Below are 20,882 nucleotides of genomic sequence, written 5' to 3' on the forward strand. Positions count from 1 at the left end.
GCCGGTACAGCCGAACCCTCTCGCAAGGCAGGGATTTCGCCTTCGCGAGCAAGCTCGCTCCCACCGAGTTCGCTCCTACGGATAGATTTCGGATTACGCCTCTTCAGGCGGCAGATCCAGCAAGCGGCGGGCGACTTGCGCGGCGGCGCGCACCAGAGCGTCGGTAATACCCGGTTCAGAAGCGGCGTGGCCGGCATCGCGGATCACTTGCAGCTCGCTGTTGGGCCACGCCTGATGCAATTCCCAGGCGTTGTCCAACGGGCAGATCACGTCATAGCGGCCATGCACGATGATGCCCGGCAGATGCGCGATCTTGGGCATGTCGCGAATCAGCTGGTTTTCTTCAAGGAACGACTGGTTGGTGAAGTAGTGGCATTCGATGCGCGCAATGGACAGCGCCCGTTGCGGTTCCGAGAAGCGATCAACCACTTGCGGATTGGGGCGCAAGGTCGCGGCGCGGCCTTCCCAGGTCGACCAGGCCTTGGCCGCGTGCATCTGGGCGATCTGGTCGGAGCCGGTCAGGCGTTTATGGAAGGCGGCCAATAAGTTACCGCGCTCATCCAGCGGGATCGGCGCCACGTAGTCCTGCCAGTAATCCGGGAACATGCGGCTCGCGCCACATTGGTAGAACCAGTCGATCTCTTGCTTGCGGGCCAGGAAAATGCCGCGCAGGATCATCGCATGGACACGTTCTGGATGGGTCTGGGCATACGCCAGCGCCAGCGTCGAACCCCAGGAACCGCCGAACAGCACCCATTTGTCGATACCCAGATGCTCGCGAATCCGCTCCAGATCTTCGACCAGATGCCAGGTCGTATTGTTTTCCAGACTGGCGTGGGGCGTCGAACGGCCGCAACCGCGCTGATCGAAAGTGATGATGCGATACATGTTAGGGTCAAAATAACGGCGGCTCTGCGCATCGCAACCTGCACCGGGGCCACCATGAATAAAGACCACCGGCAGACCTTCCGGCGACCCGCTTTCGTCGACATACAACACATGCGGCTGCTCCACGGCCAGATCGTGCCGGGCGTAGGGTTTGATCTGCGGGTACAAGGTCTGCATAGGTGCTCCGTAATTGCGATTCGGGGGCTTCTATCTATCTGCCGTTGGGCATCATAAACCCGAAACGAGGAATGTTCATGCTGTCAAACGACGGCCGCCTTGCGACTGGAACGATCAATGCAAGCGTTTTGCCAATTACGTGGGTTCGCGAACCAGACCGTCAAGCTTGTGTCGAAGCAGGGGATGTCCGCCCGGTTATTTCAGATATTTCGGGAAATAATCGGAGACACGCCCTACAGTCAAAAGAACCCATCCTTCATTCGTCTGACTACTTGAGGTCGCATTGATGTCTCAGGAACCACTCGTTCGTGACGCTGAGGTGGCTGCTTTCCGCGCCGCTGTACTTGCCAAACTCACCTATGCGGTGGGCAAGGATCCCGACCATGCCTTTGAGCATGACTGGTTCGAAGCCGTGGCACTGGCCGCTCGCGACCACATGGTTGAACACTGGATGGACCACACTCGGCAGATTTACCGCAAGGTACAGAAACGCGTCTATTACCTGTCTCTGGAATTTCTCATCGGGCGTCTGCTGTACGACAGCCTGAGTAACCTCGGTTTGCTGGAAATCGCTCGCGAGGCCATGACCGAACTGGGCGTGGACATCGAGCGCATTCGTCTGCTCGAACCGGACGCAGCGCTGGGCAACGGCGGCCTGGGTCGTCTGGCCGCGTGCTTCATGGAAAGCATGTCGACGCTGGGCATTGCCGGGCACGGCTACGGCATTCGCTATGAACACGGCCTGTTCCGGCAGGCGATCGTCGACGGCTGGCAGCAGGAACAAACGGAAAACTGGCTCGACTTCGGTAACCCCTGGGAATTCGAACGCCCTGAAGTGGTTTACCCCATCGGCTTCAGCGGCAGTGTCGAAACCGTACTCAATGACGCGGGCGAACCGCATCAGGTCTGGCGTCCTTCGGAAACCGTGCGGGCCATCGCCTACGACACGCCCGTGGTCGGCTGGCGCGGCAAGAGTGTGAATACCCTGCGCTTGTGGCGCGCCCGAGCGGTGGGGGACTTGCACCTTGAGCGTTTCAACGCCGGCGACCACTTTGGTGCGGTCGCCGAGGTCGTACGTGCGGAGAGTATTTCCCGCGTGCTGTACCCCAACGACGCCACCGAAGCCGGTCAGGAATTGCGTCTGCGCCAAGAGTACTTTTTCGTCTCCGCGTCCCTGCAGGACTTGCTGCGTCGCCACCTGAACATGCACGCCACGCTGCTGGATCTGGCCGATCATGCGGCGATCCAGATGAACGACACACACCCGTCAATCGCCGTGGCCGAGCTGATGCGTCAGTTGATCGACAATCACGGCATTGCGTGGGACACCGCCTGGAAAATCACCGTCGGCACCCTGGCCTACACCAACCACACCTTGCTGCCCGAGGCGCTGGAAACCTGGTCGGTGGGCCTGATGGAGCGGATGTTGCCGCGCCACATGCAGATCATCTACATGATCAACGCGCAACACATCGATACCCTGCGTGCCAAGGGCATTCATGATTTCGACGTACTGCGCGCCGTATCGCTGATCGAAGAAGACAACGGCCGCCGCGTGCGAATGGGCAACCTCGCGTTCCTCGGTTCCCACAGCGTCAACGGCGTGTCTGCGCTGCACACGCAACTGATGCGCAAGACCGTGTTCGCCGAGCTGCACAAGCTGTATCCGGAACGCATCAACAACAAAACCAACGGCATTACCTTCCGTCGTTGGTTGTTCCAGGCCAACCCGAAGCTGACCGAAATGCTCAAGGACGCCCTTGGCGACGAGGTTCTCGACAATGCCGAGACGCGTCTGATCGAGCTGGAACCCTTTGCTGACAAGAGCTCGTTCCGCAAGCAATTTGCCGATCAGCGCCTGCACAGCAAACGCGCCCTGGCGGCGATCATCCATGAACGCATGGGGATCGTGGTCAACCCGGCGGCGATGTTCGACGTGCAGGTCAAGCGGATTCATGAATACAAACGCCAACTGTTGAACCTGCTCCACACCGTTGCGCTGTATCAGGCCATTCGCGCTGAGCCAGGCACCGATTGGGTGCCGCGGGTGAAGATCTTCGCCGGCAAGGCAGCGGCCAGTTATCACTCGGCCAAGCTGATCATCAAGCTGACCAACGACATCGCGCGGACCGTGAACAACGATCCAACCGTACGCGGCTTGCTCAAAGTGGTGTTCATGCCCAACTACAACGTCAGCCTGGCGGAAAGCATCATTCCGGCGGCCGACCTTTCCGAGCAGATTTCCACGGCGGGCCTGGAAGCATCGGGCACCAGCAACATGAAGTTCGGCCTCAACGGCGCGCTGACCATCGGCACGCTGGACGGTGCCAACGTGGAAATGAGCGAGCTGATCGGTCAGGAACACATGTTCATCTTTGGCATGACTGCTCAGGAAGTCGAAGCGCACAAGCAGACCGGCGATTTCAGCGCCTATGCCGCAGCGGCGGCTTCCGGTCGGCTCAATGACGTGCTGCAAGCGATTCGTGGCGGGGTGTTCTCGCCGGATGATCCGAACCGCTATGTCGGCCTGATCGACCAGTTGATGGCCTACGACCGCTTCCTGGTCTGTGCCGACTTTGACTCGTATTGGGCTGCCCAGACCAAGGTCGAAGCGCACTGGCACGATTCCAAGGAATGGTGGCGCTCGGCCGTACTCAACACGGCGCGCATGGGCTGGTTTTCCTCCGACCGGACCATCCGTGAATACGCGGGTGATATCTGGAAGGCGCTGGACTAAGGGCCCAACCCCGAACCGTAGGAGCGACTTTAGTCGCGAGGGCGCCAAATGCCCTCCCGGCTAAAGCCGGTCCTACGGCAAGCCTTGCTCCAACAAATAAAAGTGACCTTTCCTGGAGGTCTTAGCCAACCCCATCACGCCATTCCCCGGCGCGCCTCGCTATACTGCGCCGCTGCGTTCGTCCCTGAACGACTACTGACTGAAAAGGATGTCCTGGCGTGCAATGGATTTTGCTGGTGGTGGGGCTGGGTGCGGTGGGGTATCTGGCCGAGGATCTGTTTTATCCGTGGATGAACAGCAGCGTGGCGATTGCCCTTGGCTGGGCCGCCTGGCTGAGCGTGCGTCTGGCCAAGCTGCGCAAGCAGTCGGCAGAACAGCGCGAGCAACTCGACGCAGCGCAGAAAAACATCGAATCCCTGCAACAACGCCTGACCCGCCTGGAATTCCCGCCCACCTCCCCGTTCAGCAAGGCCGAACCGGCGCTCGCCCCTGCGCCGCTGCCCGAAGATGCCGTGATCGTCGCAACGCAATCCGATGGGCCGGAGTTGATCTGGGACCTGCCGGACGAAGCGCAAGCTCATTCCCAATGGCCACAACCGGCAGCGCCTTTGACGCGCGCCGAGCCCACTGCAGCCAAGTCCAAAGCAGAACCAACCGGCCCTAATCCCGTTGATGCAGCAATTCAAAAAGCTCGGGACTGGCTGCTGGGCGGCAACACCGTGCTGCGCGTCGGTGTGGTGTTGCTGTTTCTCGGCCTGGCGTTTCTGTTGCGGTATGCCACCGAAGGCATGGTCGTGCCGATTGAAGCCCGCTACGCCGGAGTCGCCGCCAGCGCCTTGGCCTTGTTGGGTCTGGGTTGGTGGCTGCGGCAGCGCAACAGGTCTTTTGCCCTGATGATGCAGGGCACCGGGATCGGCGTGCTGTACCTGACGGTACTCGGCGCGATGAAAGTCCATGATTTGCTCGATCCCAGCCTCGGATTTGTCCTGCTGGTGGCGGCGACGGCTTTTTCCGCGATGCTGGCGATCACCCAGAATTCTCTGGCGCTGGCCTGTGCGGCGGCGCTTGGTGGTTTCGCGGCGCCGATCCTCTCGTCCACCGGGCAAGGCAGCCACATCACACTGTTCAGCTACTTCGCCTTGCTCAATGCGGGCATTTTCGCCATCGCCTGGTTCAAGGCCTGGCGCCTGCTGAACCTGATCGGTTTCTTCGGCACCTTCGGCATCGGTCTGGCGTGGGGCCTGCGCGGTTACACACCGGAACTGTTCTGGAGCACCGAGCCGTTTTTGCTGCTGTTCTTCTTGATGTATCTGGCCATCGGCCTGCTGTTCGCCCGTCACAAGCTTCAGGAATTGCCCTGCGCCCCGGAAGACGACAGCCGCGCAGCCATGCTGCGCTGGTCACGGCGTCAGGGTGATTACGTGGACGGCACTTTGCTGTTCGGCACGCCCATCGCTGGCTTCGGTCTGCAATACGCGCTCATGCAGACCATCGAATTTGGTGCAGCCTTCAGCGCTCTGGCATTGGGCCTGCTTTATATGGGCATTGCGCGACTGCTGGCCGGTCGTGCGCCAGGACGCGCCTTGTTGTTGGTGGAAACCTGTTTGGCGCTGGGCGTGGTGTTCGCCACCCTGGCGATCCCGCTGGGCCTCGATGCGCAATGGACGACGTGCGCCTGGGCCATCGAAGGCGCTGCGGTATTCTGGTTGGGCCTGCGTCAGCAACGGCTGCTGGCGCGGATCTTCGGGTTGTTGCTGCAAGCTGCCGCCGGGCTGGTGTTCCTCAACGAAATGAACGCCTGGTACTCGCCGCTCCTGGCCCACGGCGATTTCTGGACACCGATGATCATCGCCCTGGCGGGTTTGCTTAGCGCCCTGCTGGTGCAGCGCATCACGGTATCCGGCCCGCTCAAGGCTCAATATCTGTCGCCGCTGCTGATTCTCTGGGGTGGCGGCTGGTGGATATTGTCACTGACTGTCGCGGCGCTGCGTTTCTCGCCCGATGACCTGCTGGCGACCTGGATGCTGCTGCTCGCGGCCGCCAGCGTGGGGCTCTGGACGCTTATCGCCCTGCGTCTGCGTTGGCCGGAGCTGGCGAAACTGACGCTGGCGCTGACGCCCATCGGTGGCGTGCTGATGCTTTTCAACTGGCTATGGAACGCTCATCCGTTCGCCCATTGGGCCTGGATCGGCTGGCTCGCGGTACTCGTCGCACACCTGATTTCTCTGCGCCGACTGGCGGACATGCTGCCCGGCAAAGCCCTGAGTCTGGCGCACGTGTTGGGTTGCTGGCTGGCGATCAGCGTGCTGGCGCTGGAGTTGAGCTGGACCATGGCGCAGCTTTCCGAACATTACAACGCCTGGCGCTGGCTGGGCTGGGCGCTGCTGCCAAGCCTGTATTTGCTGGCAATGACCTCATCCCGCCACTGGTCATGGCCGATTGCCGCGTATCCAAAAGAGTATCGCGTCTGGGTCGCCGCCCCGTTGGCGCTGCTGATGCTGACCTGGTTCTGGCTGGCTAACTCCTTCAGTGACGGCGCAGCCAATCCGCTGCCGTACATTCCCTTGCTCAACCCGCTGGAACTGGGCCTGCTGCTGGCATTGATGGGCGTGTTTGTCTGGACCCGCAGCCAACTGCCGCAACTGGGCGTGAGCGAACGCCATGCCCAACGTGTCGCGCTGATCGCCGCGGGCGCCTCGCTGTTCATCCTGTTCAGCGCCATGGTCACGCGCACCGCTCACCACTGGGCTGGCGTGCCATGGGACATCGATAAACTGCTGGCTTCCATGCAAGTGCAGGCCGGGCTGTCCATCGTCTGGACGCTGATGGCGCTGACCCTGATGATCGGCGGACATGTGCGCGCAAGACGCGAAATCTGGATCACCGGCGCAGTGTTGATCGGCGTGGTGGTCGCCAAACTGTTCTTCGTCGAACTGAGTAACCGAGGCGGCATGGCGCGCATCGTCTCGTTCATCGGCGTTGGCGTTTTGCTATTAGTGGTGGGATATTTCGCACCACTGCCGCCGAAAACTGCGGCAACCGCTAAACCAGGCGCGCTCAATCCTGAGCCGGAAAACCCATGAGGATCGCGTTCGTGAGTCGTCAGCTGCTGTTCAAAACTGTCGTGTTCGGCGCTGCCTTGTTGGCAGCGACGCTGGTCAACGCCCAGGAAAACCTGAGCGACTTTGCCAGCCAGACACCGTTGAAGCTGACCGGCGAAGGCCCTTGGTATCGTGTCGACCTGCCGCTGACGGTGCAGCTCAATTCGCGGCAGACCAGCCTCGGCGACTTGCGGGTGTTCAACAGCGAAGGCCAGCTCCAGGCCTACGCGCTGACTGAAAGTCCGGTCACAAAGCATGCGGACCAGCCGTCCACCGCCGTGAAGTGGTTTGCGCTCTACAGCGCCGCCGACAATACCGAAACCGCGCCCGGCATCCGCGTACAGCGCACGGCCAGCGGCACGGTGATCGAAGTGCAGCCGCAAAGTGATATCGAGGCGGGCGAAGAAGTACTGCGTGGCTGGCTGCTGGACACCAGCGCCATCAAGGCTCCGCTGGAACAGCTGATCATCGACTGGGACACCGAGCACGAGGGCTTCCAGCGTTTCAGCATCGAAGCCAGCAACGACCTGCAACACTGGAAGGCCTGGGGTGACGGGCAAGTGGCGCGTCTTTCCTTCGCTGACGAGCTGGTCGAACAGCGCGAGGTCGCTTTGCCGGGCCGCACGGCGCGTTATCTGCGTTTATTGTGGAACGCACCGCAGACAGCGCCGAACCTGACCTCGGCGCAGCTGCTCAGCGCCAACACCGAGCGTCCGGAATTGCCGTTGACCTGGTCGTCGCCGGTGAGCGGCAAAGTCGAAAAAGCGGGGGAATATGTCTGGCAGTTGCCCAGCGGTTTGCCAGTCGAGCGTCTGAAATTTGACATCGCCCAGGCCAACAGCCTGGCGCCGGGCACGCTGTTTGGACGGCGCAGCGATCAGGACGCGTGGCAACCGGTCAGCAGCGGCTTGTTGTATCGCCTGACCCAGAACGGGCAGGACGTGGTGCAGGATGAACTGTTGTTGTCCGGCCAGATCGTTCGCCAACTGAAACTGGAAGTCGATGAACGTGGCGGCGGCCTGGGCAACGAAGCGCCGCAGGTGCGCTTCGCCGTGCGCGCCACCCAGGTCGTGTTCCTGGCGCGGGGCAATGGTCCGTTCACTCTGGCCATCGGCAATCCGGCGGCAAAAGCAGCCAACCTGCCATTGTCGACGCTCATCCCCGATTACAGCGTGCAAAAAATGAACACCCTGGGCAAAGCCGAACCTGCCGGCGCCCCGGTCATCGTTGCCGCGCCGCCGGAACCTGCCGCCGCCAGCATTGACTGGAAACGTGTCGGGCTATGGGCAGTGCTGGTTTTCGGCGTGATCTTCCTCGGCTGGATGGCCTTGAGTACGTTGCGGGCTGCGACGCCCAAAACCTGAGTCGCCGCCGAATCATAGGAGCGGCTTTAGCCGCGAGAAACTCCCTCCCGGCTGAAGCCGGTCCTACAGCATTGCAGGACTCACATATTTGCGTTTTCGAGCTACGCTCAGCAAACACGTGAACTCAATGGGTGTTAACCCAGTCTTATGGGCAGTATTACGTCCCCACTCGCGTTAAACTGCGCGGGTTTTTCATCCCCCATATTCGGAGCTCTCCATGTCCCGCGTTACCCTGAGTCGCTATTTGATTGAGCAGACCCGCAGCAACAACACTCCTGCCGATCTGCGTTTCCTGATCGAAGTAGTGGCGCGTGCGTGCAAGGAAATCAGCCACGCCGTCTCCAAAGGCGCGCTGGGCGGCGTGCTCGGCAGCATGGGTACTGAAAACGTACAAGGCGAAGTTCAGAAAAAACTCGACGTGATCTCCAACGAAATCCTGCTCGAAGCCAACGAATGGGGCGGTCACCTGGCCGGCATGGCGTCCGAAGAAATGGACAATGCCTACCAGATCCCGGGCAAATACCCGAAGGGCGCGTACCTGCTGGTTTTCGACCCACTGGACGGTTCGTCGAACATCGACATCAATGCGCCAGTCGGAACGATCTTCTCGGTATTGCGTTGCCCGAACGAGTACCTGACCCAGAACGAACCTCTGAATGAAAAGGCTTTCCTGCAGCCAGGCACCCAGCAGGTAGCCGCCGGTTACGCGATCTACGGCCCGCAGACCATGCTGGTGCTGACCCTGGGTGATGGCGTGAAAGGCTTCACGCTGGACCGCGAAATGGGCAGCTTCGTGCTGACCCACGAAGACATCAAGATCCCGGAATCCACTCAGGAATTCGCCATCAACATGTCCAACCAGCGTTACTGGGAAGCCCCGGTCCAGCGCTACGTGAACGAACTGCTGGAAGGCGAAGATGGCCCGCTGAGCAAGAACTACAACATGCGCTGGGTTGCCGCGATGGTTGGCGATGTGCATCGCATCCTGACCCGCGGCGGCGTGTTCATGTACCCGCGCGACAGCCGCGAGCCGTCCAAGCCGGGCAAACTGCGCCTGATGTACGAAGCCAACCCGATGTCGTTTTTGGTCGAGCAAGCGGGCGGCGCGTCCACCAACGGCCTTCAACGTATCCTCGACATTCAGCCTGAAGGCCTGCACCAGCGCGTAGCGGTGTTCCTGGGCTCCAAGGAAGAAGTGGCGCGCGTGACGGCCTACCACAAGGAATAAATCATGATTGCCCCTTGGCTGCCCTTGCTGGAGTGGTGGTTCGGCAGTGCCGAAACCGCCACTGAAGTGGTGCAGGCCAAGGGCAAGCTGTGGTTCGGCAAGAAAAAAGCCCAGGACGACGAAGCCCTTGCTCGCTTCGGTGACCTGGTCGACAAGGCATTGGCGGGCGGTCTGAACGAATGGGTGGCAAACCCGGACGGCTGGCTGGCGCTGGTGCTGTTGCTCGATCAACTGCCGCGCATGATCCATCGCGACACCCCGAAAGCCTTCGCCGGTGATGCCCGTGCCCAGGCCCTGGTCGAACATGGTTTGAAACTCGGCCGCGACCAGTTGCTCGACCCGCTGCAGCGCACCTTCATCTATCTGGTCCTGGAACACAGCGAAAACATCGACGCGCAGAATCAGGCCGTCACCCGTTTCGCCGAACTGCTCCCGCTCCTGCCCGCCACCGACCGCGACTACTTCAACGAAAGCCTCGACTATGCCGAGCGCCACCAGCAAGTCATCGCCCGCTTCGGCCGCTTCCCCCACCGCAACGAAATCCTCGGCCGCCCTTCGACGGATGAGGAAATCGAGTTCTTGAAGGGACGTGGGTCGAGGTTTTAACGAAAGAACCGTTGTGATGACGATCATCTGCAGGAGCGAATTTATTCGCGAGAGGTCGTGATAAATGCAGAAATCTCCACTGGCACACTGCCCCCCTCCCGGATAAATCCGGTCCTACGGTATCGCGGGGGTTCAAAGCCCGATCGATTCATCAACCAAGGGAACCAGATCCGGTTTTTCTCTTCTAAGCTATCGGCATTACGCCAGCATGTTTGTCCATTGGGCCGATGCTGCGACGTTGCCCCCTTCCGTTCAGGAGCTTCATCCATGTCTCTGCGCTCTCTCGCGTTGTTGTCGTTCTGCGTTTTGCTGGCCGCTTGCAGCAAGATCACTCAGGAAAATTATTCGAAGATTTCTGCCGGCATGGGCAAGGGCCAGGTTGAGAGTCTGTTAGGCAGCCCGACTGAATGTTCCGGCGCGCTGGGTATGTCCAGCTGCACCTGGGGCGACAAGACCAGCTTTATCAGCGTGCAATATGCTGCCGACAAAGTGGTGCTGTTTTCGGGTCAGGGTCTGAAGTAAATCATGATCAAAGTATTGATGCGGTTTAGCCTGGTGCTCATGGCGAGCTTTCTGGCTATTGGTTTTGCTCATTCGGCTGACTCGCTGGAGCCAAAGACCGTCGATAACGTCGATCTGAAGAAATATCAGGGCACCTGGTATGAGCTGGCGCGGCTGTCGATGTTCTTCCAGCGCAATTGTGCCCAGTCCGAAGCCCATTATTCGCTCAAGGACGACGGCAACGTGGGCGTGACCAACCGTTGCCAGACTGCTGAAGGCAAGTGGGAAGAAGCGACGGGAACGGCATCGCTGCAGGTTCCAGGCAAGACCGACAAGTTGTGGGTGGTGTTTGACAACTGGTTTTCGCGACTGCTGCCGGGCGTAGCCAAGGGCGATTACTGGGTGCTGTACATCGGCGACGGTTACAAGACCGCCGTGGTGGGCAATCCGGATCGCAAATACCTGTGGCTGCTGTCACGCACGCCCACCGTGTCGGAGGCCACCAAGGCCGAACTGCTGAGCAAAGCCCAGCAGCAGGGTTATGACACGACCAAGCTGATCTGGCGGGTTGAAGATTCGAAGATCGGTAAATAAGAGCGAACTTGTGTGGGAGCGAACTTGCTCGCGAAGCGGCGTATGACACACCGCCTCGCCAACAAGTTGGCTCCTACATTGGTTAGCCCAACATCTCCCGCAACACCTGGGCAAATTCCCGATTGCTCTGCTCTTCCCCGGCATGACGCCCTTCGCGCACGACCCATTGGCCGTTGACCATCACGTCGCGAATCTGCCGATCACCACCCGCGAACAACCAACGGTTGAGAATCCCGTCGCCCGACGCCGTGGCGATATACGGATCATTGCCGTCCAGCACCAGCCAGTCGGCACGTTGCCCGACCTGCAATTGGCCGATTGGCTGACCCAACGCCTGCGCCCCACCGACCAATGCTGCGTCGTATAACGTGCGGCCAACCATCGGTTGATCGCTGCGATACAACCGGTTACGGCGCTGATCACGCAAGCGTTGCCCGTACTCCAGCCAGCGCAGCTCTTCGACGACACTGAGCGAAACGTGGCTGTCCGAGCCAATTCCCCAGCGTCCGCCTTGGGCGATGTAATCAACAGCCGGGAAAATCCCATCGCCCAGGTTCGCTTCCGTGGTCAGGCACAAACCCGCCACCGCGGCACTTTTGGCCATCAGCGCAACCTCATCCGGCTGCGCGTGAGTGGCGTGAACCAGACACCAGCGCTCGTCCACCGGCGCGTTCTCATACAGCCATTGCAACGGCCGCCGCCCGCTCCACGCCAAGCAGTCATCGACTTCTTTCTGTTGCTCGGCGATGTGGATATGCACCGGGCATTGCCGGTCGCTGGCGCCCAACACATCGCTGATCTGCTGCGGCGTGACGGCGCGCAACGAGTGAAAGCACAGCCCCAAGGCTTGCGCGGGCTGTTTTGCCAGCAGCGGTTGCAAGCGCGCCTGCAAATCCAGATAGCTGTCTGTGCTGTGGATAAACCGCCGCTGACCTTCGTTCGGTGCTTGCCCGCCAAAACCGGAATGGCTGTACAGCACCGGCAGCAGCGTCAGGCCAATACCGGCGGAACTGGCGGCCTGACTGATCTGCAACGCGAGTTCGGCGGGGTCGGCGTAAGGTTTGCCGTGGGTGTCCTGATGCACATAATGGAATTCAGCCACCGAGGTGTAACCGCCCTTGAGCATCTCGATGTACAGCTGACGGGCGATGACGCCCAGTTGCTGCGGGCTGATCTGCCCAACCAGACGGTACATGAGGTCGCGCCAGGTCCAGAAGCTGTCATTTGGGTTGCCCGCCACCTCGGCCAGACCGGCCATCGCCCGCTGAAAGGCGTGGGAATGCAAATTCGGCATCCCCGCCAGCAAAGGCCCGTTGAGCAGCTCGGCGTCATTCGCATCGGCATCAGCCGTAACCTGCGTGATAAAGCCATCGCTGACTTCAAGACGCACGTTGTTGGCCCAACCACGGGGTAATAATGCACGCTCGGCAAAGAAGGCGGACATGGCTCTGCATCCCGAAAAGAAGTGATTTGTATATACATATACAGACGTTTGCCTGCTGGGTAAACTCCGACAAGCTTGCCGCCGGACCGGTTAGTGGTTAGCGTGAGCACACTTTCGTAACGGTCGACGCCCCCCGAAACCTGCATCGACATGACCATTGAAAACAAGGATTGCCCAGTGCCGACTCCGCCTGCCATTTCTCCACTGGCCGCCCAGATGGGTGACAGTCCGGCGCCGCTATACGCCCGAGTCAAGCACATGATCGCCCAGCAGATCCAGAATGGAACCTGGGCGCCGCATCACCGCGTGCCGTCGGAAAGCGAGCTGGTCACCCAATTGGGCTTCAGCCGAATGACCATCAATCGTGCCTTGCGTGAGTTGACCGCCGAAGGTCTGCTGGTGCGGATGCAGGGTGTAGGAACATTCGTCGCTGAACCCAAGAGCCAGTCGGCGTTGTTCGAAGTCCATAACATTGCCGACGAAATTGCCGCGCGCGGTCATCGCCACAGCTGCAAGGTCATCCTGCTCAATGAAGAAGCAGCCGGCTCGGAACGCGCCCTGGCCCTGGACATGCGCGAAGGCCAGCGAGTATTCCATTCGTTGATCGTGCATTTCGAAAACGATCTGCCGGTGCAAATCGAAGACCGTTTCGTCAACGCCCTGGTCGCGCCGGATTACCTCAAGCAGGATTTCACCCTGCAAACGCCCTACGCCTATCTGTCGCAAGTCGCACCGCTGACCGAAGGTGAGCACGTCGTCGAGGCGATTCTGGCCGAGCCCGGCGAATGCAAGCTGCTGCAAATCGAGCCGGGCGAACCTTGCCTGCTGATTCGCCGCCGCACCTGGTCCGGCCGTCAGCCCGTAACGGCGGCGCGCCTGATTCATCCCGGTTCCCGCCATCGCCTGGAAGGACGTTTCAGCAAATGACCCGACTGACTGTTCTGCGCGCCGCCGATTACCCCCGCATGCCCTGGAAGAACGGCGGCGGCAGTACCGAAGAAATCACCCGCGATGCAGGTATTGGTCTGGACGCTTTCGGTTGGCGGCTGTCGATTGCCGATATCGAAGCGTCAGGCGGGTTTTCGGTGTTTGCCGGTTATCAGCGCATCATCACCGTGCTGCAAGGCGCGGGCATGACGCTGGATGTGGACGGCGCGCTGACCGAGCCACTGATCCCCGGCGATCCGTTTGCCTTCAGTGGCGACAGTCAGGTCAGCTGCAATCTGCTTGATGGACCGATTCGCGACTTCAATCTGATCTACGCTCCTCAGCGCTACCGCGCCAGCCTGAAGTGGATCGATGTCCTGCAACCGCAACGCCTGTTCACCTCGGCGCACACGCTGCTGCTGTTCAGCATCGCCCAGCAAATGGCCGCGAACCTGGGTGAACATCCGCCGCAATTGCTGGAAAAGCATGATTGCCTGCAATTGGACAACGAAACCGGAGCGTTGCAGGAAGTGGTGCTCTACGCGCCCAAGGCCAGTCGCTGCTGTTTGATTGAACTAAGCAAAATCTGAATTCTCAACGCGCATTCCGTACAGACTGTGTGAAAACTACTGCGCTCGACAATACTGCGTTAAAAACAGGCGAAAAATGCTCATTTAGAACACCTAGACTCCGCTTTTTCGCCTGTTTTTGCCTTGTCTTGTCATCGCTCGTGACGTTTTCACACAGTCTGCGTAGGACCGGACTTGTCCGGGAAAAGCGTCGAGTGTTCCGAAGAAATCTTCAGCGCTTGTCCCGGCCTCTTCGGGGACAAGTCTCCTACCAGTGTGTATGACTCTGACGCGATAATTCACCTGGCCAGGCGCTTTGTCATGAATCACCTGTGATAACTTGGCTGACTTTTCAGGGGAACCACGACCGCCAATGACGACGATGAATAACAAAGAAACCCCACGCGCCATCGCCATTCTTGCCAGCTTCCTGGCTTCCGAGTCCGCTGGCGGCATTGTCCTGATGGGCGCCGCGCTGGCCGCCCTGATCGTCGCCAACTCAGGCCTGTCAGCGGGCTATTTTTCGATATTGCACAGCGTCTGGCTCGGCCTTTCCGTCGAGTTGTGGATCAACGACGGGCTGATGGCGATCTTCTTTCTGATGGTCGGCCTGGAAATCAAACGCGAAGTGCTGGCGGGCGGACTCGCCACCTGGGGGCAACGTGCCCTGCCCGGTTTCGCGGCGGCGGGCGGCATGCTGGTGCCGGCGCTGATCTACATCGCCATCAACTGGGGCAACCCGAAAACCATGAGCGGCTGGGCGATCCCGGCGGCCACCGATATCGCCTTCGCCCTGGGCGTGCTGTCCTTGCTCGGCAAGCGCGTGCCAACCTCCCTGAAAGTGTTCCTCGCCGCGCTGGCGATTCTCGACGATCTCGGCGCCGTGACGATCATTGCCTTCTTCTACAGTTCCGGCCTGAACATGCCGATGCTGCTGGCTTCGTTCGTGACCCTGGGCGTATTGATCGCCATGAATCGCCTGCAGGTGCGGCGCCTGCTGCCGTTTTTGCTGCTGGGCGCACTGTTGTGGTTCTTCGTCCTGCAATCGGGGGTTCACGCCACCCTCGCCGGGGTTGCGCTGGCGCTGTGCATTCCGCTGGGCAAACCCGAAGAAGAAGCGCGCTCGCCGCTGCTGTTTCTCGAAGAGAAAATGCATTACTGGGTCGCGTTCGCCATCGTGCCGATTTTCGGTTTTGCCAATGCGGGCGTATCGCTGTCCGGGATATCCCTGCAAAACCTGATCGATCCTGTGCCGCTGGGCGTCGCCCTCGGCCTGTTCGTCGGCAAACAGATCGGCGTGTTCCTCGCGGCCGTACTGGCGATACGTGCCGGGCTTGCGGTGTTGCCCGAAGGCAGCAACTGGGTGCAACTCTATGGCGTAGCGATTTTGTGCGGCATCGGTTTCACCATGAGCCTGTTCATCGGCAATCTGGCGTTTGCGGGTTCCGCGCATCTGGTGGACGAAGTTAAAGTCGGCGTGCTGATGGGTTCGGGACTGGCCGCGATTGCCGGGGTGATCCTGCTGCGCAGTCGCGTGAGCACGGGCAAAAAATAAATTTTCAAATCACTGCATCCAGATTGATTTCTCGCGGGTAGTACAGATAAGCAGTCGTTTTGACTGCCATGCGAATAAACAATCTGGAGAAACCTGCATGAACGCAAAACGCTTGCTCTGCCTGTCCGGTGCCGCCCTGGCCTTCACTTGCCTGGCACCTGCCGCCTTCGCTCAAAGCAATCTGCCGGAAACCGTTCGTGTGCCGGACGGCCACAAAATCAGCCTGGAAACCACTGGCGTCGGCGAGATCACTTATGAGTGCCGCGCCAAAGCCAACATGCCCGATGAACTGGAATGGGCGTTTGTCGGCCCCAAAGCCGCGCTCAATGATCGCAGTGGCAAGCAGGTCGGCACCTACTTCGGCCCGCCTGCCACCTGGGAAGCCAAAGACGGCTCGAAAGTGACCGGCACGCAATTGGCTGTGGCGCCCGCTGGCGCCGGCAACATTCCGTATCAATTGGTGAAGGCCAATCCGGCTGAAGGCAAAGGCGCCATGCACGGCGTTGCGTACATCCAGCGTGTCGCCATCAAAGGTGGCGTAGCGCCCGCAACGGCTTGCGCAGCGAGCAATAAAGGCGCGAAAGAAGTGGTGAAATATCAGGCCGACTACATCTTCTGGGCCGCCAAGTAATCCAAACAATCCAAGTGAGTGCTGCGCGGGAACTGGGCTATGCTCCTGCGCGGGCGCTCTGGCTAACAGGCCGGGGCACTGGTGCTCTGCGGATGGCATATCGACTTGTCTTCACACGAATCCCTCTTTGATTACGAAGCTGCACTGGATGCCTGCGCGCGCGGCGAGCGGCAGGCGCTTGAGCGGCTTTATGCCCAGGAAAGCGCCCGATTGCTGGGCGTGGCGCAACGACTGGTGCGCGACAGCGCGCTGGCGCAGGACATCGTGCACGACGCATTCATCAAGATCTGGACCCGCGCGGCAAGCTTCGACGCCAGTAAAGGCTCGGCCCGTGGCTGGTTGTTCAGCATCACCCGAAACCTGGCTTTGAACACGATCCGCGACAACGCCCGTGAAGTTCAGGGTGATGGGGATGAGCAAACCCTTGAAGCCCAGGCGACTCTGGAAGGCTGGAACGCAACCGTGGACAGCTTCGATTGGCGAGTCAATCCGGGACGCATCGAGCTCTGCCTGGAACAACTGGAACCGGTGCGCCGCAATTGCGTGTTCCACGCCTATGTCGACGGCTATTCGCATCAGGAAATCGCCAAAAAAATCGGCGCGCCGCTGGGCACAGTCAAAGCCTGGATCAAGCGCAGCCTTACGGCGTTACGGGAGTGCATCGGATGAGCAGCAAACCGGGCAATGATCCCCACGAACCGATTGAAGAATTGGCCGGCGAATACGTCTTGGGCACCTTGTCCGCCGAGCGCCGCCGGGAAGTGCAGCGCCGCCTGCCTGATGAGCCGGCGTTGCGCGCTGCCGTCGAAGCGTGGGAAGAACGCCTGCTGCCGCTGACGAACCTGGCCGAACCGGTAACTCCGCCGCCACGGCTTTGGGAGCGCATCGAGCGCAGTGTCAACGAGTTGGTTGCGCCTGTTGATACGTCTCGCCGCGAGCTCGTGCGCTGGTGGCAAAGCCTGTCGCTTTGGCGCGGCCTTGCCGGTGCCGGTCTTGCCGCGTCATTGGTGCTGGGCATTACGCTGCTCATGCGGCCCTCGCTGAATGCGCCTTCTTATCTGGTGGTGCTCGTTGCCCCGCAAGACAAGGCACCCGGCTGGGTGATTCAGGCCAGTAACAGTCAGGAAATCCAGTTGATACCGCTCAGCATTACCGAAGTGCCGGCAGACAAGGCGCTGGAGTTCTGGACCAAGGCCGATGGCTGGCAAGGCCCGGTTTCCCTCGGTTTGGTCAAACCGGGTGAAACACTGCATGTGCCACTGGACAAATTACCGCCCCTGCAGCCCAACCAGCTGTTCGAGCTGACCTTGGAAAAATCCACCGGCTCACCCATCGGCAAACCCACCGGCCCGATTCAATTCATTGGCCGCGCGGTAAAAGTCATCTGATCAAAAGTGTGCCCCGTTTTGTTACCTAACGCCCCGAAACGAGGCAAAACGTCGTTTCAGTAACATCCCGTCGACCTCTCCCTGTACCTCCTCGCCAAATCAACGACTCGTTAACAAGCCCGACATACGGGCGTTTACGCGGTTTTTTGTGGCTCGCTTAACGGCTGCCACAAGAATTGGTCCTCCAATTGCATATGCTTGTATGTACAAGTAAAGCCAAGTACGTCGAATGACCCCTGCTACAGTCAAACGATGCCTGCGCCGCACTTACCCCAATTGCCCACTCGCCGTCTGATGGCGGGGCTGGATTGATCGCTGAGGAGTTCGTTCGTGACCGAGAATAACCAACACTGGACCCGTTACCGTGACGTCGAAGTGCGTGCTGCCCGTGGCACCCAGCTCACTGCCAAAAGCTGGATGACTGAAGCACCGCTGCGCATGTTGATGAACAACCTCGACCCTGAAGTTGCCGAGAACCCCAAGGAATTGGTGGTTTACGGCGGCATCGGTCGCGCCGCGCGCAATTGGGAATGCTACGACAAGATCGTCGAAAGCCTGACCCACCTGAATGACGACGAAACCCTGCTGATTCAGTCCGGCAAACCCGTCGGCGTATTCAAGACCCACAGCAACGCGCCCCGTGTGCTGATCGCCAACTCCAATCTGGTGCCGCACTGGGCCAGCTGGGAACACTTCAACGAACTGGATGCCAAGGGCCTGGCGATGTATGGCCAGATGACCGCCGGCAGCTGGATCTACATCGGCAGCCAGGGCATCGTGCAAGGCACTTACGAAACCTTCGTCGAGGCCGGTCGCCAGCATTACAACGGCAGCCTCAAGGGCAAATGGGTGCTGACCGCAGGCTTGGGCGGCATGGGCGGGGCGCAACCGCTGGCCGCAGGCATGGCCGGCGCCAGCTCGCTGAACATCGAATGCCAGCAGAGCCGCATCGACTTCCGTCTCAAGACCCGTTACGTCGACGAGCAAGCCGTGGACCTGGACGACGCTCTCGCGCGCATCGCCAAATACACCGCTGAAGGCAAGGCGATCTCCATCGCGCTGTGTGGCAACGCCGCCGAAATCCTCCCGGAAATGGTTCGTCGTGGCGTGCGCCCGGACATGGTCACCGACCAGACCAGCGCCCACGACCCGCTCAATGGTTATCTGCCCAAAGGCTGGAGCTGGGACGAGTACCGCGCCCGCTCGCTAACCGAACCGGCTGCCGTGGTGAAAGCCGCCAAGCAATCCATGGCGGTACACGTCGAAGCCATGCTCGCGTTCCAGAAAATGGGTATTCCAACCTTCGACTACGGCAACAACATTCGTCAGATGGCGAAGGAAGAAGGCGTGGAAAACGCCTTCGACTTCCCGGGTTTTGTTCCCGCCTACATTCGTCCGTTGTTCTGCCGTGGCGTAGGACCGTTCCGTTGGGCGGCGTTGTCCGGCGACCCGGAAGACATCTACAAGACCGACGCCAAGGTCAAGGAGCTGATCCCGGATGACGCCCACTTGCACAATTGGCTGAACATGGCCCGCGAGCGCATTGCATTTCAGGGTCTGCCGGCGCGGATTTGCTGGGTTGGCCTGGGCCAGCGCGCCATGCTCGGTCTGGCTTTCAACGAAATGGTACGCAGCGGCGAGTTGTCGGCGCCGGTGGTGATCGGCCGCGACCATCTGGACTCCGGCTCGGTCGCCAGCCCGAACCGTGAAACCGAATCCATGCAGGATGGCTCAGATGCAGTGTCCGATTGGCCGCTGCTCAACGCCCTGCTCAATACCGCCAGCGGCGCGACCTGGGTTTCGCTGCACCACGGCGGCGGCGTCGGCATGGGTTTCTCCCAGCATTCGGGCATGGTCATCGTTTGCGACGGCAGCGACGAAGCCGCCGAACGCATCGCCCGCGTCCTGCATAACGACCCGGCGACGGGTGTGATGCGTCACGCCGATGCGGGTTATCAGATCGCGATTGATTGCGCCAACGAAAAGGGCTTGAACCTGCCGATGATTGGCAGCTGATACAAACGGATGCCCGTAGGACCAGCAGGGACACAACGCTCAGGACCATCAAGTGTCCAAGCGTCAGGCCGGATGCCTGTTTTTGATCGGAAACCGCCAATCCATTTCCTGACTCGGAGCTTCAATAATGAAAATGAACAAGGCCCTGCTTTCCACGACGCTTTGCCTGGGAATGCTCACCGCCGCCGGTGCAAGCCAGGCAGCTGGCTGGTGCGAGTCTGGCAAGCCGGTAAAGTTTGCCGGTCTGAACTGGGAAAGCGCGATGCTGTTGACCGACGTGCTGCAGATTGTCCTGAACAAGGGTTACGGCTGTGAAGTCGACAGCCTGCCGGGTAATTCCATCACCATGGAAAACGCCTTGAGCACCAATGACATTCAGGTGTTCGCCGAGGAATGGGTAGGCCGCAGCGAAGTCTGGAACAAGGCCGAGAAAGCCGGGAAAGTCGTCGGTGTCGGTTCGCCGGTCAAAGGCGCGATTGAAGGCTGGTACGTGCCGCGCTATGTGATTGAAGGCGATACCAAGCGCAAGCTGGAAGCGAAGGCGCCAAACCTCAAGTCGATCAGCGATCTGGCCCAGTATTCGACTTTGTTCAAAGATGCCGAAGAACCAGACAAAGGCCGCTTCTACAACTGCCCGGCCGGCTGGACCTGCGAGCTGGAAAACTCCGAAATGCTCAAGAGCTACGGCCTGGAAAGCAAGTACACCAACTTCCGCCCAGGCACCGGCCCGGCGCTGGATGCGGCGATTCTGTCCAGCTACAAACGTGGCGAGCCGATCCTGACGTACTACTGGTCCCCAACGCCGTTGATGGGTCAGGTGGACATGGTTCGTCTTGAAGAGAAAGCCGGCGTGAACAAGACCATCGACATCAAGGTCGGCCTGTCCAAAGCCTTCCACGAGCAGGCACCGGAACTGGTGGCGGTGATGGAAAAGGTCAACATTCCTATCGACCTGCTCAACCAGAACCTGGCACGCATGACCAAGGATCGCATCGAGTCGCCGAAACTGGCGAAGATCTTCCTCAAGGAACATCCTGAAATCTGGCACAACTGGGTCAGCGAAGACGCGGCCAAGAAGGTTGATGCTTCGTTGTAATGAAATGACAAACGCAGCACCGGTGGGAGCAAGCTTGCTTGCGAAGACAATATCCAAGGC

At 60.1% G+C, this 20,882-nt stretch carries 17 protein-coding genes; 15 read left to right on the forward strand and 2 right to left on the reverse strand.

The window, feature by feature from the left end; all coding sequences use genetic code 11:
- Positions 1–93: 93 nt before the first annotated feature.
- Positions 94–1,065, reverse strand: coding sequence for a prolyl aminopeptidase (gene pip, locus AABC73_RS27335; RefSeq protein ID WP_341521681.1), 972 nt, complete (start codon positions 1,063–1,065; stop codon positions 94–96).
- 286 nt (positions 1,066–1,351) lie between these two features.
- On the opposite strand from pip, the gene AABC73_RS27340 reads away from it, so the two are divergent.
- The 7 genes from AABC73_RS27340 (at position 1,352) to AABC73_RS27370 (ending at position 11,196) form a co-directional block, all read left to right on the forward strand.
- Positions 1,352–3,802, forward strand: a complete 2,451-nt coding sequence (locus AABC73_RS27340) for a glycogen/starch/alpha-glucan phosphorylase (RefSeq protein WP_341521682.1) — start codon at positions 1,352–1,354, stop codon at positions 3,800–3,802.
- Positions 3,803–4,020: 218 nt separating this feature from the next.
- Positions 4,021–6,885 carry a DUF2339 domain-containing protein gene (locus AABC73_RS27345; protein ID WP_341521683.1) on the forward strand — a complete coding sequence of 955 codons (2,865 nt, stop codon included), beginning with the start codon at positions 4,021–4,023 and terminating at the stop codon, positions 6,883–6,885.
- Positions 6,882–8,267, forward strand: a complete 1,386-nt coding sequence (locus tag AABC73_RS27350) for a DUF3999 domain-containing protein (protein ID WP_341521684.1) — start codon at positions 6,882–6,884, stop codon at positions 8,265–8,267. The genes AABC73_RS27345 and AABC73_RS27350 overlap by 4 nt, the downstream gene beginning before the upstream one ends.
- Before the next feature lie 217 nt (positions 8,268–8,484).
- Positions 8,485–9,495 carry a class 1 fructose-bisphosphatase gene (locus AABC73_RS27355; RefSeq protein ID WP_341521685.1) on the forward strand — a complete coding sequence of 337 codons (1,011 nt, stop codon included), beginning with the start codon at positions 8,485–8,487 and terminating at the stop codon, positions 9,493–9,495.
- A 3-nt stretch (positions 9,496–9,498) separates the two neighbouring features.
- Entirely contained in the window at positions 9,499–10,101 is a 603-nt protein-coding gene (locus AABC73_RS27360) for a DUF924 family protein (protein WP_341521686.1), read from the forward strand.
- A 267-nt stretch (positions 10,102–10,368) separates the two neighbouring features.
- Positions 10,369–10,623 (forward strand): hypothetical protein, encoded by a 255-nt coding sequence (locus tag AABC73_RS27365; RefSeq protein WP_341521687.1) that lies wholly within the window; start codon positions 10,369–10,371, stop codon positions 10,621–10,623.
- 3 nt (positions 10,624–10,626) lie between these two features.
- Complete coding sequence (locus tag AABC73_RS27370) at positions 10,627–11,196, forward strand: lipocalin family protein (protein WP_341521688.1); 570 nt, start codon at positions 10,627–10,629, stop codon at positions 11,194–11,196.
- A gap of 82 nt (positions 11,197–11,278) precedes the next feature.
- Here the strand turns inward: AABC73_RS27370 and AABC73_RS27375 are convergent, their stop codons facing one another.
- On the reverse strand, positions 11,279–12,640 hold the full coding sequence (locus AABC73_RS27375) for a formimidoylglutamate deiminase (protein WP_341521689.1): 1,362 nt from the start codon (positions 12,638–12,640) through the stop codon (positions 11,279–11,281).
- A 150-nt stretch (positions 12,641–12,790) separates the two neighbouring features.
- Here AABC73_RS27375 and hutC point away from each other — a divergent pair, with 150 nt between their 5' ends.
- The 8 genes from hutC (at position 12,791) to AABC73_RS27415 (ending at position 20,822) form a co-directional block, all read left to right on the forward strand.
- Complete coding sequence (hutC, locus tag AABC73_RS27380) at positions 12,791–13,567, forward strand: histidine utilization repressor (RefSeq protein ID WP_170826275.1); 777 nt, start codon at positions 12,791–12,793, stop codon at positions 13,565–13,567.
- Complete coding sequence (locus AABC73_RS27385) at positions 13,564–14,157, forward strand: HutD family protein (protein ID WP_341521690.1); 594 nt, start codon at positions 13,564–13,566, stop codon at positions 14,155–14,157. The genes hutC and AABC73_RS27385 overlap by 4 nt, the downstream gene beginning before the upstream one ends.
- Positions 14,158–14,509: 352 nt before the next feature.
- Positions 14,510–15,691, forward strand: a complete 1,182-nt coding sequence (gene nhaA, locus AABC73_RS27390; RefSeq protein ID WP_341521691.1) for a Na+/H+ antiporter NhaA — start codon at positions 14,510–14,512, stop codon at positions 15,689–15,691.
- Between the two features lie 97 nt (positions 15,692–15,788).
- On the forward strand, positions 15,789–16,322 hold the full coding sequence (locus AABC73_RS27395; protein WP_341521692.1) for a DUF3455 domain-containing protein: 534 nt from the start codon (positions 15,789–15,791) through the stop codon (positions 16,320–16,322).
- A gap of 105 nt (positions 16,323–16,427) precedes the next feature.
- Complete coding sequence (locus AABC73_RS27400) at positions 16,428–16,991, forward strand: sigma-70 family RNA polymerase sigma factor (protein ID WP_341521693.1); 564 nt, start codon at positions 16,428–16,430, stop codon at positions 16,989–16,991.
- Positions 16,988–17,710, forward strand: a complete 723-nt coding sequence (locus AABC73_RS27405) for an anti-sigma factor (protein ID WP_341521694.1) — start codon at positions 16,988–16,990, stop codon at positions 17,708–17,710. The genes AABC73_RS27400 and AABC73_RS27405 overlap by 4 nt, the downstream gene beginning before the upstream one ends.
- Positions 17,711–18,040: 330 nt before the next feature.
- On the forward strand, positions 18,041–19,726 hold the full coding sequence (gene hutU, locus AABC73_RS27410) for a urocanate hydratase (protein WP_331149132.1): 1,686 nt from the start codon (positions 18,041–18,043) through the stop codon (positions 19,724–19,726).
- Positions 19,727–19,853: 127 nt separating this feature from the next.
- Positions 19,854–20,822 carry an ABC transporter substrate-binding protein gene (locus AABC73_RS27415; RefSeq protein WP_341521695.1) on the forward strand — a complete coding sequence of 323 codons (969 nt, stop codon included), beginning with the start codon at positions 19,854–19,856 and terminating at the stop codon, positions 20,820–20,822.
- The last annotated feature ends 60 nt before the right edge of the window (positions 20,823–20,882 follow it).

The sequence above is a fragment of the Pseudomonas sp. G.S.17 genome (genome assembly GCF_038096165.1).
Taxonomy (GTDB): Bacteria; Pseudomonadota; Gammaproteobacteria; order Pseudomonadales; family Pseudomonadaceae; genus Aquipseudomonas.